The sequence below is a fragment of the Gordonia terrae genome, from assembly GCF_051789125.1.
Classification (GTDB): Bacteria; Actinomycetota; Actinomycetes; order Mycobacteriales; family Mycobacteriaceae; genus Gordonia; species Gordonia terrae_A.
Map to the genome: position 1 here is coordinate 190,791 of NZ_CP196526.1, position 17,289 is coordinate 208,079.

Annotated in this window: 17 protein-coding genes; 13 read left to right on the forward strand and 4 right to left on the reverse strand. The window is 68.3% G+C overall.

Going from position 1 to position 17,289, the window contains the following annotated elements; genetic code table 11:
- Positions 1-3 precede the first annotated feature (3 nt).
- A complete protein-coding gene (locus tag ACSUZC_RS00845; protein WP_439031064.1) occupies positions 4-363 on the reverse strand; it encodes a histone-like nucleoid-structuring protein Lsr2 in 360 nt (119 codons plus the stop codon).
- A gap of 373 nt (positions 364-736) precedes the next feature.
- On the opposite strand from ACSUZC_RS00845, the gene ACSUZC_RS00850 reads away from it, so the two are divergent.
- From ACSUZC_RS00850 to ACSUZC_RS00890, 9 genes are all read left to right on the forward strand, one after another.
- Positions 737-1,351, forward strand: coding sequence for a sigma-70 family RNA polymerase sigma factor (locus tag ACSUZC_RS00850; RefSeq protein ID WP_439031065.1), 615 nt, complete (start codon positions 737-739; stop codon positions 1,349-1,351).
- A gap of 65 nt (positions 1,352-1,416) precedes the next feature.
- The gene (locus ACSUZC_RS00855) at positions 1,417-2,343 is read left to right on the forward strand and encodes an alpha/beta fold hydrolase (RefSeq protein ID WP_439031066.1); all 927 of its coding nucleotides are present in this window, start codon (positions 1,417-1,419) and stop codon (positions 2,341-2,343) included.
- Positions 2,344-2,376: 33 nt separating this feature from the next.
- Entirely contained in the window at positions 2,377-2,865 is a 489-nt protein-coding gene (rraA, locus tag ACSUZC_RS00860) for a ribonuclease E activity regulator RraA (RefSeq protein ID WP_439031067.1), read from the forward strand.
- A 52-nt stretch (positions 2,866-2,917) separates the two neighbouring features.
- Positions 2,918-4,471, forward strand: a complete 1,554-nt coding sequence (locus tag ACSUZC_RS00865) for a succinic semialdehyde dehydrogenase (RefSeq protein ID WP_439031068.1) — start codon at positions 2,918-2,920, stop codon at positions 4,469-4,471.
- A gap of 59 nt (positions 4,472-4,530) precedes the next feature.
- Positions 4,531-5,757 carry a PQQ-dependent sugar dehydrogenase gene (locus tag ACSUZC_RS00870; protein WP_439031069.1) on the forward strand — a complete coding sequence of 409 codons (1,227 nt, stop codon included), beginning with the start codon at positions 4,531-4,533 and terminating at the stop codon, positions 5,755-5,757.
- 5 nt (positions 5,758-5,762) lie between these two features.
- Positions 5,763-6,575, forward strand: a complete 813-nt coding sequence (locus tag ACSUZC_RS00875; RefSeq protein WP_439031070.1) for a cyclase family protein — start codon at positions 5,763-5,765, stop codon at positions 6,573-6,575.
- 14 nt (positions 6,576-6,589) lie between these two features.
- On the forward strand, positions 6,590-7,447 hold the full coding sequence (locus ACSUZC_RS00880) for an alpha/beta fold hydrolase (RefSeq protein WP_439031071.1): 858 nt from the start codon (positions 6,590-6,592) through the stop codon (positions 7,445-7,447).
- Positions 7,448-7,753: 306 nt separating this feature from the next.
- Complete coding sequence (locus ACSUZC_RS00885; protein WP_439031072.1) at positions 7,754-8,851, forward strand: ferredoxin reductase; 1,098 nt, start codon at positions 7,754-7,756, stop codon at positions 8,849-8,851.
- 15 nt (positions 8,852-8,866) lie between these two features.
- Positions 8,867-10,267 carry a fatty acid desaturase family protein gene (locus tag ACSUZC_RS00890; protein WP_439031073.1) on the forward strand — a complete coding sequence of 467 codons (1,401 nt, stop codon included), beginning with the start codon at positions 8,867-8,869 and terminating at the stop codon, positions 10,265-10,267.
- Between the two features lie 9 nt (positions 10,268-10,276).
- On the opposite strand, the gene ACSUZC_RS00895 is transcribed toward ACSUZC_RS00890, so the two are convergent.
- Entirely contained in the window at positions 10,277-10,864 is a 588-nt protein-coding gene (locus tag ACSUZC_RS00895) for a hypothetical protein (RefSeq protein WP_439031074.1), read from the reverse strand.
- A 139-nt stretch (positions 10,865-11,003) separates the two neighbouring features.
- A complete protein-coding gene (locus ACSUZC_RS00900) occupies positions 11,004-11,696 on the reverse strand; it encodes a DUF6474 family protein (protein ID WP_439031075.1) in 693 nt (230 codons plus the stop codon).
- Positions 11,697-11,868: 172 nt separating this feature from the next.
- On the opposite strand from ACSUZC_RS00900, the gene ACSUZC_RS00905 reads away from it, so the two are divergent.
- A complete protein-coding gene (locus tag ACSUZC_RS00905) occupies positions 11,869-13,521 on the forward strand; it encodes a TM0106 family RecB-like putative nuclease (protein ID WP_439031076.1) in 1,653 nt (550 codons plus the stop codon).
- Positions 13,522-13,540: 19 nt separating this feature from the next.
- Here ACSUZC_RS00905 and ACSUZC_RS00910 read toward each other — a convergent pair whose 3' ends face one another.
- Entirely contained in the window at positions 13,541-14,560 is a 1,020-nt protein-coding gene (locus ACSUZC_RS00910) for a hypothetical protein (protein WP_439031077.1), read from the reverse strand.
- Positions 14,561-14,853: 293 nt separating this feature from the next.
- On the opposite strand from ACSUZC_RS00910, the gene ACSUZC_RS00915 reads away from it, so the two are divergent.
- From ACSUZC_RS00915 to ACSUZC_RS00925, 3 genes are all read left to right on the forward strand, one after another.
- Positions 14,854-15,429, forward strand: a complete 576-nt coding sequence (locus ACSUZC_RS00915; protein ID WP_439031078.1) for an XRE family transcriptional regulator — start codon at positions 14,854-14,856, stop codon at positions 15,427-15,429.
- Between the two features lie 175 nt (positions 15,430-15,604).
- The gene (locus ACSUZC_RS00920) at positions 15,605-16,117 is read left to right on the forward strand and encodes a hypothetical protein (RefSeq protein WP_439031079.1); all 513 of its coding nucleotides are present in this window, start codon (positions 15,605-15,607) and stop codon (positions 16,115-16,117) included.
- Positions 16,108-17,283 carry an MAB_1171c family putative transporter gene (locus ACSUZC_RS00925; RefSeq protein ID WP_439031080.1) on the forward strand — a complete coding sequence of 392 codons (1,176 nt, stop codon included), beginning with the start codon at positions 16,108-16,110 and terminating at the stop codon, positions 17,281-17,283. Before ACSUZC_RS00920 ends, ACSUZC_RS00925 begins: the two co-directional genes overlap by 10 nt.
- The last annotated feature ends 6 nt before the right edge of the window (positions 17,284-17,289 follow it).

The following is a 17,289-nucleotide window of genomic DNA, read 5'->3' on the forward strand; positions in this document are numbered from 1 at the left end:
CCGTCAGTGGTTGTCGTTGAATGCGTCGATGATCGACTGCGGGATACGACCGCGGGCCGATACCTCGTAGCCGTTGTCGATGGCCCATTCCCGGATCTGCCGTGACCTCTCCGACGAGGAGGCCGACCCCGCTGACCCCCGGGCCGGCAGCGGACCGCTGCCGCGGACCGGCGTGGCCTTGTCGATGTACTTGCTGATGTCCTTCTCGAATCGCGCCACATTCGCGGTGCGGAGATCGAGCGCGTAGCGAGCGGCCCGACGCCCTGGCAGTTTCACCTCGAATTCGACGCGGTGACAGTCGTCGTCGTCGACCGGCTTCCCGTCGAAATCGTCGACCCACTCGACTCGAGTCGTCCTAGCCATCACCACACACCTTTCACGACCCCGACCTCCAGATTAGCGATTCTAAATACCACCCTAGATCACCGAACGGCGATGGCGTCGGGTCCGAGGTGCAGGCAGACCGGCGAATCGTCAGCCGGTCGTATGACCAGGGTGCCACCGATTGCGCTACAACACGCCGAGTTCTGTAACGGCAAGAGTTCCCGGAACGACATAGCCACCGACCCCCCGACGTATGACGAGAGGATCCCGATGGCGGCCGAGAAGCCCACCCGCGTGTCCCGATGGACGCGTCGTCTCTGAATGGACAGGGCCTGCAACGCCCATCACGGCTACGACTCATCGTCGTCGCCGGAACCCATGTCACTTCTCCGACCCCGTAGCATCTGAACCCGTGGCGGCGGACGAGGGCAACACGGTCACGGAGGCCGTCCCTGGGGGAGGGGGCGATGCGCAGGCACTGCGCACGCTCCTCGCTTCGGTGTCCGTCGGGGACCGGGAGGCATTCGCGCGTCTGTACGACCTGACGAGTTCGCGCATCTACGGTCTCGCCGTCCGCATCGTGCGTGACCGGGAGTACGCCCAGGAAGTGGTCCAGGAAGCCTACCTGCAGTACTGGCTGAAGGCCGGCGACTACGACCCCGCTCGCGGTTCGGTGATCACCTGGATGATGACCATCGCCCACCGACGTGCCGTCGACCGCGTCCGCAGCGAGTCCACCCAGACCGAGCGGTTGTCCGAGTACGGGGTGCGAGCCGCCGAACCTGAAGCGCCGCGCAACATTCCGCTCGAAACGGTGGTGCGGGCGGCTGAGTCGGGAGTGCTTCGCAACTGTCTCGGCCAACTCACGGCGCTCCAGCGGGAGAGCATCGAGATGTCGTACTTCGGAGGCCTGACCTATCCGGAGGTGGCCGAGCGCACGGACACGGCGCTGCCCACCACCAAGTCGCGGATCAGGGACGGGCTCAAGCGTCTCCGCAAATGCATGGACTCGCAGCGCGAACGCTGAGAACTCGGCGCTGAGAACTCGGCACCGGGCAACCGGGCCGCACGAATTCGGGCACACTGGTTCAGGTGCACGAGACCACACCCGCCGCAGGCGCCGCCGTGCCGGGTGTGTTCGTCACCGCCGGTGACCATCGATTGCATGTGCTCGACGAAGGGTCCGGTTCGCCGCTGCTGTTGATGGCGGCGTTGGGTAGCAACTGGTTCGACCTGGATCCCCTGGTGGCCCGGTTGTCGTCGTCGTGGCGGGTCCTCCGGTACGACCGCCCCGGGTACGGCCTCTCGAGTCCCATCGGTCGGCGCCATCACCCGTCGCTGCTCGGTGAGGTCGAGCGGATGGTCGCGGTGCTCGACGCGAGTGGTGTCAGCGAACCCGTTGTGGTGGTGGGTCATTCGCTCGCATCGCTCTATGTGGAGGCGTTCGCGCGGCAGTATCCGGACCGGACGGCGGGTGTGGTCGTGCTCGACGGGTCGTTCGTGCTGATGCCGTGGCGCCTCGTCCCGTTGTCGTTCCGGGTCGACAACGCCCACCGCCTGATCGGGGCGGCGCGAGCGGTCACGAGTCGCGTGGGCATCCGCCGCTGGCCGAGTCTCGGCGTCTGGACCCGTGTGGTGCCCGCGCCGCCGGAGGGACGCGGAGAACTGCAGCGGCACTGGAGCGCGAGAATCTTCGGGCAACCGCCGCATCTGCTCGCGCTCCTCGTCGAGAACGCCGCGTTCGGGGCGATGAACCAGACCTTGCGGGGGCTGCGGCGGGACAGGCCGATGCCCCGGGTCCCGGTCGTCGTGGTGGTCGCGTCGTCGAACCTGCCCGGTTGGCGTCGGTTCTGGGAGTGGAAGCAGCACCGCTACGCGGAGGTGCTGAATGCGGGCGAGGTCGCCGTCTTGCCCCGGGCCCGGCATTTTCTCGTCTCGGAACGGCCCGACGACGTCGCCGAGATCATCGACGACGCCTGTCGACCGCACGCCGACGGCCCCGACCCTACCCGCGAGTAACCAGCTACTTGCGGTTACACCTAAACTGGTCGCATGAGTGAGCTGACCTTCACCCCGACGGCCGACCTCGTCGACGAGATCGGCGCCGACGTGCGTAGCTGTGATACCCAGTTCAGGCAGTTCGGCGGCACTCGTGAGTTCGTCGGCCGGGTGACGACCGTCAAGTGTTTCCAGGACAACGCCCTGCTCAAGTCGATTCTCGGCGAGTCCAACCCCGGTGGCGTCCTGGTCGTCGACGGGGACGCCTCGGTACACACCGCCCTCGTCGGCGACATCATCGCCGAACTCGGCCGGTCCAACGGCTGGGTCGGCATCATCGTCAACGGGGCCATCCGCGACGCGAAGACCATCGGCGGGATGGAGATCGGTGTGAAGGCATTGGGTACCAACCCGCGAAAGTCCACCAAGACCGGCGCCGGTGAGCGGGACGTTCCGCTGACGATCGGCGGGGAGACCTTCACCCCCGGCGACATCGTGTACTCCGACGACGACGGCATCGTGCTCGTCACGCCGGCGAACTGACCTCGACAGTCCTTCCTATTCCATCCGACCGCCCGCGCTGAGGAGCACCGACATGCCGAAGCCCACCACCGACTACTTCGCTCGCCTGGGTGCGCTCGTCGCCATCGACGACGCCGCGAGTCGCCCCACCCGCTCCGTGCTGGAGGCCTTCAGCGGCACCGAGATGGCGACGATCCCGGTGGCCACCGCCGCCGACCTCGAGACCGCCGTGGCGCGCGCCCGGCAGGCGCAGGAGGGCTGGGCGGCGCGCACACCGGCCGAACGGGCTGCCGTCATCGACCGCTTCTCCGATCTCGTCCACCGCAATGCCACCTCGTTGATGGACATCGCGCAGGCCGAGACGGGTAAGGCCCGCATCTACGCCCAGGAAGAGGTCATCGACGTCGCGATCACCGCGCGGCATTACGCGACCAACGGGCCGAAGCTGCTGGCCGACCGCAAGGTCAAGGGAATGCTGCCCGGCGCGACCAGCGTGCGTGTGCGCTACCTGCCCAAGGGCGTGGTCGGCATCATCAGCCCCTGGAACTACCCGCTCACCCTTGCCGTGTCCGACGCCGTGGCGGCGCTGATCGCCGGCAACGCCGTGGTGATCAAGCCCGACAGCCAAACCCCGTACTGCGCACTGGCACTGGCCGAACTGCTCTACGAGGCCGGCCTGCCGCGTGAGTTGTACGCCGTGGTCCCGGGCCCCGGAGGGGTTGTCGGACAGGCGATCATGGCTTCGACCGACTACGTGATGTTCACCGGATCGTCGGAGACCGGAGCCACCCTGGCCGAACAGGCCGGGCGTCGGCTGATCGGATTCTCCGCCGAACTCGGTGGCAAGAACCCCATGGTCGTCACCGCGAGTGCTGACATCGCCAACGCCGTTCGTGGCGCCGCCCGCGCGGCCTTCTCGAATTCCGGGCAGCTGTGCATCTCGATCGAGCGGATCTACGTCGACAAGAAGATCGCCGACGAATTCGCCGACCGCTTCGCGGCATTCGTGTCGTCGATGAAACTGTCCGCGTCCTATGACTTCACCGCCGACATGGGTTCGCTGGCCTCGGCCGCGCAGATCGACACCGCCGAGGCGCACGTCGAGGACGCCGTCGCCAAGGGTGCGAAAGTGCTTGCGGGCGGCAAACGCCGCGCCGACCTCGGGCCGTTCTTCTTCGAGCCGACGGTCCTCGCCGACGTCACCGATGACATGGTCTGCTTCGGGAACGAGACCTTCGGCCCGGTCGTGTCCATCTACCCGGTGGACTCCACCGACGAGGCGATCAAACTGGCCAACGACACCGATTACGGCCTCAACGCGAGCGTCTTCGCGGGGAGCAGCGCCGAGGCACAGGCCGTCGCCGAGCAGCTGCGCGCCGGGACGGTGAACATCAACGAGGGTTACGCCGCGGCCTGGGCCTCCACCGCGGCGCCGATGGGCGGCATGGGCATCTCCGGAATGGGTCGTCGCCACGGCGACGAGGGCCTGCTCAAGTACACCGAGCCGCAGACCATCGCCGAGCAGCGATTCATCGGCATCGACCGTATGCCCGTGGTCCCCACCAGCATCTACCGCGCGATCACCCCGACCGCGGTGCGCGCGCTGAAGTATCTTCCGGGTCGCTGAGGGCATGGTAGGCCGCCGTTGTCCTGCCCCGACGAGGGCGTTCTGGTTACGGTAGCCGCGTGACCCGGAGCCGCCGCACGCGCAGAGACCCCGTTACCCGACACCGCCGGACACGGCTGGGCCTGATGACCGCGGCGTTGTCCGTGGCACTCGCCGGCACCCTGGTGACCGCACCCGCTGCCGACGCGGCGCCGCCGCTGCGGGTCACCACGGTCGCCGGCGGCCTGAGCATCCCCTGGGGTGTCGTCGTCGCACCGGACGGGACGATCCTCACCGGCGAACGTTCGGGCCGCTTCGTCGCGGTCCGGCCCGGAGGCCAACGGGTCGATGTCCGCGCGGACCTCTCGCGGATCTTCGCGCAGGGCGAGTCGGGGCTCATGGGCCTCGCGATCGACCCGAACTTCGAGCAGACGCGGCGCGTCTACTCATGCCAGGCCGAGGCCACGGTTCCCGGTGCGCCGGGCGCGCCGGGTTCGCTGTCGAACGCGCCGATCGAGTTCCCACAGACCGGGCAGACCATCAAGGTCGTCGCCTGGCGCGTGGGCAGCGACTGGACTCAGATGGCCCGCGAGCGAACCGTGCTCAGCGGTATCCCGGTCAACTCCTCCGGGCGGCACGGCGGGTGCGGGCTGGCGGCCACCGCCGACTCGCTGTGGGTCGGCACCGGTGACAATGCGACCCCGTGGATACCGCAGTCGCGGACGTCGTTGGGCGGCAAGGTGTTGCACATCAGGCTCGACGGAACCCCGGCCCCGGGGAATCCGAACCCGCGCAGTCCGATCTACAGCCTCGGGCATCGGAACGTCCAAGGTGTCGCCGTCGCACCCGGCTCGGGGCGCGTCTACGCGATCGAACAGGGCACGACACGCGATGACGAACTCAACCTCATCGTCCCGGGCGGCAACTACGGCTACAAGCCCGACAGGTTGCCGGTGATCTACGACGAGTCGGTGCCCATGACCGACCCGGTTCGGGTGCCCGGCGCGATCGGCCCGGTCTGGAGCTCGGGTGACGAGACGATCGCGTTGCCGGGCATCGCATTCCTCCCGGAGACCGGGTGGGGCGAGTACAGCGGCGGGCTCGTGCTCACCGCGCTGAAGGGCAAGCGTCTGGTCTTCCTCAAGCTCTCCGACGACGGCCGGCGTGTCGTCTCGGAGACACAGGCGTTGCAGGACGTCCACGGACGGTTGCGCGGAGTGGTCGTCGCCCCGGACGGATCGCTGGTGCTGACGACGAGCGACGGCGAGGGCGCCGATCGGATCCTGCGCGTGCGCTGGGCCGGCTGACCGACGTGTGCGACGACGCGATCGTCGAGCACGCGCACGACGAGGCGCGCCGGTTAACCCGGCGCACTGCCCTGCGCGTGGCCGCCGGTGTGGCGACCGGTGTCTCGGCATCGATGGCGGCCGGAGTCGGACTCGCCGCACCCTCGGGTGCGGTGCCGAGCCCGGGCGGGCGGCGCGTGGTCGATCTCACCCACACGCTCTCGCCGTCGTTTCCGGTGTGGCCGGGCAATCCGCCCATGGTCACGGTGCCGACATCCCGTGTGAGGAAAGGCGATTCGGGCTTCGCGACCAATTGGGTCTCGTTCGCCGAACACACCGGGACGCACGTCGACGCGCCTGCCCACAAGATCGGACGGGGCATCACCGTGGACCGGATCGATCCCGCCGACCTGATCGCACCGCTGGTGATCGTCAGCATCGCCGGACGCGCGCGCACCGATCCCCGGGCACTGCTGACCGAGCGTGATGTCGAGGACTGGGAGACTCGCCACGGCCGGATTCCGCGCGGTGCGCTGGTGGCCCTGCACACCGGATGGCAATCGCGAACCGGCGGCGCGGATGCGGCGGGGTTCTCGTCGGACGCCGTCGGCATGCTGGTGACCGAACGCGGCGTCGTGGCGATCGGTACCGACACGCTCAGTGTCGACATCCGCGGTGCGACGGGAGCGCACACCGCGATCCTCGGTAGTGGACGATATGCGGTCGAGGCGATGGCCAACCTGGATGCCGTTCCGGTCTCGGGGTCGACCGTGATCGTCGGGGCACCGCGGTTTGCCGGCGGCACAGGCGGTCCGGCGCGCGTCCTCGCGACGGTATGAGGAAGGATCGACCGATGGCAACCCGGATCGACGGTTTCACGCGCGGAACCCACACGTTCGACGTCCTCGACGCCGGACCGATCGACGGAGAGCCCGTACTGCTCCTCCACGGGTTCCCGCAGCGTGCCTCGTCATGGGAGAAGGTCGTCCCACTGTTGCACGACAAAGGGTTCCGCACGATCGCTCCGGACCAGCGCGGGTACTCGCCCGGAGCCAGGCCGAGGAGACGACGCGAGTACCGGCAGTCGGAGCTGGTCGCCGACGCGCTCGCCCTCCTCGATGCGGCCGGCATCGAGCGGGCACACGTCGTGGGACACGACTGGGGGTCGGCGGTCGCGTGGACGATGGCGGCGCACCATCCCGACCGCGTGCGGACGTTGACCGCCCTGTCGGTCCCGCACCCGGGGGCCTTCGCCCAGGCCATGCCGCGAGGACAGTTCCGCCGATCCTGGTACATGCTGGCCTTCCAGATCCCGGTGGTACCCGAACGCCTCCTCGGATGGGCGATGCGTACCCAACCGGATTTCGGCGCCCGCATGGGGCTCCCTGAACCGTTCGCCTCGCGCGTCGCCGGCGAGATCGGGGAATACGGGGCGCTGCCGGGAGCCCTCGGCTGGTACCGCGCGATGTTCCTGCCCGACAGCGAGGCGGCCCCGAGACGCGTGCACGTACCGACCACCTTCGTATGGGGTGACGCCGACATCGCCCTGGGTAGGGTCGGTGCCGAACTCACCTCGGGGTGGGTCGAGGCGCCCTACGAGTTCATCGTCCTGCGCGGTGCCGACCACTGGCTGCCCGAGTCGCGTCCTCGGGAGGTGGCCGGGGCGATCCTGGATCGGGTCACCCGTCAGGGCGAGCACGCATCCGGGTGACGGCGTACGACGACGAGGTGTGACCCGGCTCTCCACTGGGTAATGGCTTCGGCGTGGTTGCCATCTCACGCGGTCGGTCCGGTTTGTCCACTGCCGCCGCCATCCGCCCTCAGGGCGTCGTTTCGCGTCGGGTTCCGCTGCGGGAGCGCGGATCTCGGCGAGTGAACATCTGCCCGGCGCCCGACGACGTATGGTCGCGGTACAGCTCGGGTTCGACTATGCAGCAGCGCGTAGGAACGAGAGACGATCCACGACCATCCGGACGAGGTCTCGTGACAAGAATCGATTTTTCACCGGCGCGTGCCCATGGCTGAGCGCGGTGCAACTCCCAAGGTGTCGCCGTTGCGGCGAGGGTTCCTCGGTGCGATCCGGCACTTGTTCAACCCCCTCCACCCCGACGACTACTTGGAACTCGTCAATCCGCTCTGGACCACGCGGGAGCTGCGTGGCCGGGTGGAGGAGGTCCGTCCGGAGGGTGTCGACGCGGCAACCGTCTGGATCAGACCGGGCTACGAGTGGCCCGGCCATCAACCGGGGCAGTACGTCCGGCTCGGTGTGGTCATCGACGGTGTGTTCCATTGGCGCGCATACTCCTTGACGTCGGACCCCGAGCCGCGCGACGGACTGATCTCCGTGACCCCGAAGCTGGTCGAAGAGGGAACGGTGTCGCCGTACCTGGTCCGGGGGATCCGGCCGGGTGAGATCGTCCGGCTGGGCGAGATCGAGGGCGTCTTCACCCTCCCCGATCCGCTCCCGGCGAAGATGCTGTTCATCAGCGCGGGAAGCGGCATCACCCCCATCATGAGCATGCTGCGCGACCTCGACCACCGCGATCGCCTCGACGACGTGGTCGCCATCCACTCCGCGCACAGCGACGAGCAGGTGATGTTCCGGACCGACCTCGAATCGATGGACGACCGCCAGGACGGCTTCGACCTCATCCTGCGGATCACCGGCCGGGACGGTCGCGTCAAGGCCTCCGACCTCGACGAGCTGTGTCCCGACTGGCGGGAGCGGGAGACGATGTGCTCCGGTCCGGGCGAGATGCTCGATGCGCTCGTCGAGCACTGGGAATCCGAGGGCGTCGCCGACAGAATCCATCTCGAGCGGTTTCAACCGATCATCGGAGGGAATGCCGGGGAGGGCGAGGGCGGCACCGTCCGGTTCCTGCGCAGCAAGTCCGAAGTGGAGTGTGAACCGGGTACCCCGATCCTCGTCGCAGGTGAGGAGAACGGTCTGGAGCTGAAGTTCGGCTGCCGGATCGGCATCTGCCACACCTGTACGGGGGTGCTCAAACAAGGCAACATCCGCGATCTGCGCACCGGCGAGGTGAGCTCCCCAGAAGGGCAGAGCATTCGTATCTGCGTCAACACTGCCGAGGGCGACGTCGATGTCGACCTCTGACCGGAAGGACAACATATGACAGCCACCGATTCCGGCCGGCGTGTCACGAGCCCGCTGGCCCACCTGGACGCCGAGACGATCGAGCGCCTGGCCGAAGAGTTCGACGCGATCCACGACGAGGTCTACGGCGACCTCGGCGACCGCGACCGCCGCTACATCAAGACGGTCATCGCCACCCAGCGTCAGCTCGCCGCGTTGGGCAGGATCGTGCTGCTGAACTCCCGATCGCGAGGTGCGTGGGTCGCGGGTACCGCGTGTCTGGGCATGGCCAAGATCCTGGAGAACATGGAGATCGGCCACAACGTCATGCACGGGCAGTGGGACTGGATGAACGATCCGTACATCCACTCGTCGGTGTGGGACTGGGACACCGCGTCGACCGCCGAGGCGTGGAAGCACTCACACAACTACATCCACCACACCTTCACCAACATCCGCGGCAAGGACAAGGATCTCGGATACGAGATCATGCGGATCGACCCTAATCAGAAGTGGCATCCGGTCTACCTGTTGCAGCCGTTCTACAACGTGCTGCTGACCGCGTTCTTCGAGTGGGGCGTCGCACTCCACGACCTCGACCTCGAGGCGATCCGCCGCGGGGAGAAACCCACCTCGGAGTTGATCGCCGACCTGAAGGGCATCGCGGTCAAGATGCGCCGACAGGTCGTCAAGGACTACATCGGTTGGCCGGCGATCAGCGCGGGCGCATTCCTGCTCACCCAGGCCGCGACCCGCGGCGGTATCCGCCAGCCGGCGACGTCCCGGATCGGCACCGCACTGCGTCGTGTCGGCGGTAAGCGGATCAATTCCGTCGCCGCCGCCGCCGACCGTGTGCTGCCGGGAGCCGAGAGCACCTTCCTCCGCACGCTCACCGCGGATTTCACGGCGAACATCATCCGGAACGTGTGGGCGCACGCCATCATCTTCTGCGGCCACTTCCCGGACCAGACATACACATTCAGTCAGCAAGAGGTCGAGGACGAGACCCGCGGCGGCTGGTATGTCCGACAACTGGTGGGTGCGGCCAACATCGAGGGGAGTCCGCTGTTCCACGTCATCAGTGGGAACCTCGGCTACCAGGTGGAGCATCACCTGTATCCCGACATGCCGAGTACGCGGTACTCGGAGGTGGCCCCCAAGGTGAAGGACATCTGCGAGCGTTACGGATTGCCCTACAACACAGGGCCTTTCGGTCAGCAATGGGGGCAGGTCCATCGGACCATCGCGCGACTCGCACTCCCGGGAGGAAAGGCACGTCCGAAGCCGGGTCCCTATCGTCGTCCGCCGCACTCCAGTGTCGGCGAGCCCCGCGTCAGCGAAGCCGCCCGGTTCCGCGGTCGGCTGCCCGCCGAGCATCCGAATGCCGGTCCCGAACACGAGTCGGGAGGCGTGGAGGTGTCGCCGCCGCCTCGCTGAGGGCCGAGGTCAGCGCAGGACGCGGCGGAGGACGACGAAGACGACGAATGCGACCGCCGCCGCGAGTCCTGCGTATGCCGGCGTCAGGTTGGTCGTCGGCGGTTCGGTGGGTGCACCCGACCGCAGCTGTGCGAACGTCGCACGCGCGGCGTCGGATTCGGCTACCACGTCGACTGCCGGGCGGTCCGGGGTCGCCGGCGTCACCGGGGCCTCGGGTGGGGGCGGCGCCGACTTGGGCGGGGCCTTCTTCGCGGGTGCCTTCTTCGCCGCCGACTTCTTGGCGGGTGCGACGCCGGCGGCCGCCTTCTTCGCCGGTGCCTTCTTGGCCGGGCTCTTGCCTGCCGGGCTCTTCTTGGCCGCCTTCTTCGCGGGAGCCTTGTCGGCCTTCTTCTCGGGAGTCTTCTTCCCGGCCGGTGTCGGCGACTCCGACGACGTGTCGGCGGCCGCCGCTGCAGGAGGCTGCGACGTGTCGGAAACGGAGTCGTCCGGGATCGGGAACAGGGTCTGCTCGCCGGTGTCGGGTGTCGTGCTCGCCGACGGCGCGTTCTCGGAAGGCGTGCCCCCGGACGGCGTGACGTTCGGCTCCGGTTCGGTCATGCGGCGCTCCCTTGCTGTGTCCTGCGCGCGCCCGGTGAGGAACCTCGGTGCGCCGCGCGACGCGTGGTGACCATCCTAGTGGGTCGGCACGGGGCCGCCGCGAGGGTCGGTGAGCATCCCACGCCTCGCGGGCGTGCGATCAGGAACGGACGCCGAGCCGGGCCAGGATGTCTGCGTCGATCGCCACGAGCTCGCCGTCGATGGACTGATGGGCGGTCCGGCGCTGACCGGCCGACATCGTCTCCGCGGTCTCGACCGCGAGGTCCAGGTTGTCGAGACGCTTGGTCATCGCGGCGACGAAGTCCTTGGCGTCGGGACTCGTGTCCTGGGCGACGACCTTGTCCAACGCCGTGCGGGTGGTGGCGATGCGCGCCGACAGGGTCGCGCCGTGACCGCTGTACTGGCGCAACACCTCCGGGGACACGCCGGCGCGGCTCGCCTGCAACGCCGAGATCTGTGCCCGCCCCGCCACGGCCGCGCGGTAGACGATGGGGGCGGCGATCGGCGCGACGAGGCGCGCCACGGTGAGGTAGCGCTTCACGCTGGTCGGACTCAGAGCTTTGGCATCGGCCGCGGCCTTCGCCTCCGCGGTGAGCTTCTCGGCTTCGGCCTTGCTCATCTTCTGCTGAGACTTCGCAAGCTGCTTGGCGGTCTTGCGCTCGGCCTTCATCTCCTTCTGGAAGTACTTGTGCTCCGTCTTGCGACGAGCCTTCTGTTCCTTCCGTCGGGTCTTGGCGTCGAACTTCGCCTCGAGCTTGGCTTTTGCCTTGAGTGCCTTCGCCTCAGCCTTGCGCTGAGCACGAGTCCTGCCGTCGGAGGAGAACAATCCCATCGAATGACCTTTCGCTGCTGCCGAGAAGACCGCTGCGACTCCCCGGTCCGCTCGCTGCGGTTCCGGCGCTCGTGCTGCTCCCGCCGCCGGCCGTGCGTGATAACAAGTACAAGCATGACATGTGGTTGTATCCGACCACGTGTCCGACCGCTCGAGCCGAGAAAGGGATGGCGTGGCCCCTGTGGTGTTGTCGCCGCGCGATCTGGCCGGTTGCGAGCATCGGGTTGCCCTCGATTTCTCCCACGACCGCCGACCGGGCGCCGAAACCGACCCGCCGGGTGTGCAACGCCGGAAGGAGGCGGCCGCCGATCACCGCGCGGCAGTCCGCGAACTCCTCCGCGCGGTACACAGCGACCAACCCGGCGCGTTCGTCATCGTCGACCCGGGAATGACCACCGCCGACCGGGTGGCGGCCACCCTGGGAGCCTGCGACAGCGGGGCGTCGTGGGTCTGGAACGCGACGCTGCCGACCGATGAGACGCACGGCCGACGCGGGCACGCCGAGCTGCTCGTCCGGCACGGCGACGGGTACGTCCCCGTCATCGTCGTCAATCACCGGGTGACCCAGCCCGCGAAGGCAGTGCCCGACCCCGCCAGCCGTCCGCCCACCCTCGTCACGAGTCCGTTCTGGACTTGGGCGCCGTCACCGGACCCGTATCGCACCGGAAGACCCAACCGGCGTGACAACCTGCGCCTCGCGCAACTGACCGCGATGCTCGTCGAGATGGGCAGGGCGTCGTCGACTGACCGGTCCGGTCTACGCGGCGGCGTGATCGGCGTCGACGCCGACTGCATCGTCGTCCATGACACCGGCGCGATGCTGGACGACTACCAGCAGGTCCTCGACCACCGGCTGGCCGTAGCCGCCGGGGAGGTCGAGACCGAACCCCGGCGGATCTCCGAGTGCCGGTCCTGCCCGTGGTGGGTCAAATGCGGGCCGGAGCTGGAGGCCCGGCACGACGTGAGCCTGGTCGCGACCGGCAACCAGGGCGCGGCACTGATGGAGGCCGGGATCACCACCATCGACCAGCTGGCCGCCCAGCGCGGCGCGCCTCCGGAGGGTTGGCCGGGCGGGGTGCGGTTCGGCGATGCCGTCATCGGCGCCATCGCGTGGCTCACCGGAACCGACCTGGTGCGTCGGCTCGACTCGCCCCGCGTCCACCGTGCCGACATCGAGATCGACGTCGACATGGAGAGCTACGGCGAACACGGCGCCTACCTGTGGGGCACGCTGCGCACCGACACGACCGATGCGTCCGTACCCGTCGTCTACCGACCGTTCGTCACCTGGGACCCGTTGCCGACCCGCGACGAGGCGCGCTCGTTCGCCGAGTTCTGGGGATGGCTGATGGCCGAGCGGGCCGCGGCTCACGATGCCGGTCAGACGTTCGCGGCGTACTGCTACTCGCAGCAGGCCGAGAACCGGTGGCTGCTGGGCTCGGCGGACCGTTTCGCCGGCGCACCGGGGATACCCTCTCGCGCCGAGGTGGAGGCGTTCATCGCGTCGCCGGAGTGGGTCGACATCTACGAGGCGGTCGGCGAGAACTTCATCTGCCCGCACGGCAAGGGACTCAAACGGGTCGCGCCCGTTGCCGGCTTCGCCTGGCGGGACGAGGACGCCAGCGGTGAGGCCTCGATGGAGTGGTACCGGGCGGCGGTCGCCCTCGGTGGCGGTCGCGCCGACGAGGAACAGCGAACCCGGCTCCTGGAATACAACGAGGACGACGTGCGTGCGACGAAAGTGTTGCGCGAGTGGATCTCTGACGGGGCGGCCGAGCAGGTGCCGCACGAGCGCGACCTGCTCGCGCGGCAACCCGCCGACTGAGCGCGGGGCTCGCGGCCCGTCAGGGTCGCATCGAGCGCAGTGAGTCGAGGAACGCGCCGCTGCCGAACAGCGCCACCGCTCCGAGAAGCAGCAGCGCGCCCGGCGCGACACCGACGAGGAAGGTGCGCATCGCCGTCAGGGTCGAGTCGTCGGTCGGCCCGGGGGAGGCCTGGGGCGGCCCGGTGGTCGGGCCATCCGCACCCCCGGTCGCTGCGCGGTTGTCGTCGGTGTCGCTGTCGTCGGTGTCGCTGCCGTCTGGGTTGCTGTCATCTGGGGCGACGTCGTCATCGCCGGCGTCGGCGGGTCGTGGTTCTGGTCGGTCGGCCGCGGGCGCCCGGCCAGGGCCGGGCGGCGTCGCCCCGGCGCCCGCACCCGGTGGCGTCCCACTCGGCGGATCGGCGGTCGGGACCTCACGCGGGCCCGAGGGGACCCCGTCGGGATCCGACCCGCTGGGTTCCGAGGACGGGCCGGTCGTCGACGGCGGTGACGCGTCCGAGATGCGGCTGCGGCGGGTCGGGGTGTCGGGGTCGGCACCGCCGGTTGACGTGGTCTCGGTTGTTTCGGTGGTTTCGGTGGTCTCGGTTGTCTCGGTTGTCTCGGTTGTTTCGGTGGTCTCGGAGGTCGACTCGCAGTCGTCGTCGTGGCCCGGATGCCACGGGTGCGACGGGTTCTGTTCGTCGGTGGTCTCCGGGGCGGTGGTCTCCGGGTCGGTCGTTTCTGCACCGGTTGTCCCGGCGCCGGTTGTCCCCGAACTGTCGGGATCGTCCTCCGGGTCGGTCGCGTCCGTGGCCGCGTCCGTCTCGTCGGTACCGGTCGGGTTCTCTTCGTCGGTGTCGGTGTCGGTGTCGGTGTCGGCGGCGCCCGGGTCATCGAATGATCCGGCCGAATCCGAGCCGCCGGCCGCTGAATCGGACGGGGCCGTCGACGCGACTCCGGGCGCCAAGGAGATGAGGGCGGCCACGGCGAGGACGGCGACGAGCGCTGCCAGGGTCCGGCGCGCTGAGCGGTCGGAGGGAGGTGTGGGGACGCGGTGGGTCATGGTTCGTCAGGCGTACAGTCGGAGGAGTAGATCGAGAGCGCGCGGTGCTCGTCGGGGGCGGCGCCGCGTCGCGTGCCGGACCCGAATGTTCACCCGCCCGATGCGTGTCGGCAACCCATGACCCCCAACAATGTGAAGAACGCCACACTAACGATCGTTACACCATCTTCACAGGTGATACGCACTGAGTGTGGCGGTCCGGTACTTTCTGATCGTAGCGACCGTTGCCACGGCCGTATGCAGCGGGCTTTAATGTTTGCAAATTCAAATTTTGCGTTTCGGAGAAGATTGTCATGACTTCAGGAGGGGCGGAGAAGCCTATGGGCGACACCGGACGCACCGACTCCGATCGTTCGAAAACGAGCGAGTCGGATGCTCTCGATCCCGGGCTGTTCGCTCGGCGACTCGAGGAACTGTTCCGGACCGTTCCGGGTCCGAACGGTAGGGCGTACAGCGCGAAAGCGATCGCGGCGCGATCGACCGAGCGGGGATTCAGGCTGGGGGAGTCGTATCTCAGTCAGTTGCGGTCGGGGAAGGCCAAGTCCCCGTCGTTCCGGACGGTGGAGGGCATCGCGGCCGCATTCGGCGTCGATGTGCACTACTTTCTGGAGGACCGGGCGGCGCAGCGCACTCGCGACGAGATCGATCTGATGCGGTTGCAGGCCGACACGAACGTCCAGCTGGCGGCATTCCGGCTGGCCGGGCTCTCGAGTGATTCGGTCACGGTGGTCAACGAGCTGATCAAGGTGCTGCGCGAGCAGCAGGGTCTGCCGAAGGATCCCCCGGACGTCATCGCCGCGGGCCTCAGCGACAGCAAGCCGTCGGCCGACTCACGACTCCGGGTCGTCGGAGACCGTACAGAGGACTGATCCCCGCCGATCCGATCGAGACACTCGTACATCTGGACCGAGGGGTGTCGGCCCAGGACGAAGTGCCATGACGATGATCACGGTGGTGACGGTGGCGGTCTGCGCGGTGGCGCGATTCGACGTACTTTGTGGACGTGGATCGCGTCATTGCGGGCGCGCATGATTCGATGAGCCCATGCGTCGGTCGGAACGTGCGCTACGCGCGCTGTGTCGCTCCACGTTGAGAGGTCTCGATCTCGATCTGCCTCTCGACGTGACACAACTGTGCGATCGGTACGGCGAACGCCGCGGCCGTCCCATCCGTCTCATCGCCCACCCGCTGCCGGCCGGTGTCCCCAACGGGATCTGGCTCGCGGCGACGGACGCGGACTACTTCTTCTACCAGGCCAACACCTCGCGACTGCACCGCGACCAGATCGTCATCCACGAGTTCGGCCATCTCGTCGCCGGACATCAGATCCTCGGCGAGGTCTCGGCGGAGGGTCTGGCCGCGCTGACACAGGACGAGTCCGCGGCCGCGCTGCGGCGCACCTGTTACGCCGACGACGCCGAATGGGAGGCCGAGATGCTGGCGTCGATGATCCTCAGTTGGGCCGAGGACGCCAGCACGGGTGTCGGGAGCACCACCGACCACGTCGAGTTGCGCGGTCTGCAGAAACTGCTGGGTGGTCATCGCGGATGGTTGTGAGCGCTGTCGAGGGCGGGGGTCCGATGGTCTTTCACATCGCGTCCGGTGTCGACGTCGGGATCGGGGCCGTCAACGCGGCCGCCGCGGTGATCTTCGCGTTCGCGTTCTGTTGGCGGCTCGACCAGATCCGACGCGGCGGTTGGGGACTGCAGCCCTTGGCGATGATGGTGGCCGTCGCTGCGTTGACGCTGGCGTTCGTCGTCGTCGACGACTCGGTGGCCGATGCGCTGAACGCCGTCGGGTTCGCGGGGGCGTCGCGGGTGGCGTTCTACGCCTTGCTCGCGGTCGGGGTAGCGGCGCTGGTCGTCGTGTTCTTCTTCCCCGGGCAGGTGACCCGTGAGCGCCGGGCCGGTTGGGAGGCGCTGCCGCTGGTGATGTCGCTGATCGGTCTGCAGGTCACGATGCTGGTCATACCTGTCGAGATCCGGACCGCCACGATCGACGAATGGACGGTTCAGAACTGGGGTTTCGCGCTCTTCATGCTGATCGCCAGCGGATACCTCACCTACGGCTTCCTCGCCTGCGTCAACAGTGTGCGTAAGTTCTACGCGACCGCGGACGGCTACCTTCGGGTGTCGCTGGGTCTGCTGATGACGGGGCTGGGTTGCCTTGCGCTCGGAGCGGTCTGCCAGATCGTGTTCGTCATCGTGTCCGCCACGAACGTCGTTCGCTCACCGTGGCTTCTGACCACCAATCGGGTTGTCGCGGTGGTCGGGGTCGTCGCATTCTTGTCGGGGATCAGCTACCCGATGGTCTACGCACGCGTGCAGACCATGACCGCGAACCGGCGCCGGCGACGTCTCGACGCCGAGCTCGTGCCGCTGTGGCGGCTGCTGACCGCGGCCGTACCCGAAGTGGTGCTCCCGGAGCCCGGACACCACACGCCGACGACGCGGTTGCACCGGCGGGTGGTCGAGATCCGAGATGCGTTGACGCAGATCAGTGGTCACCTACCGCCCGTGTTCGAGTACGCGGACCCCGAGGTGCAGGCGCGGTTGCTGAGGTCGGCGGTCGACGAGCATGCGCGCGCAGGCGGCAGCGGAGGCGACGTGCGCGATCTCCTCCCGGCCGAGGGGGACGGTCTGGAAGGCGACGCGGCACCGCTCGTCCGGATCGCGCGTGCACTGGGAGTTCGTGGGGAGACGGAAGAGCCGGCCGACCGCTGAACGGCC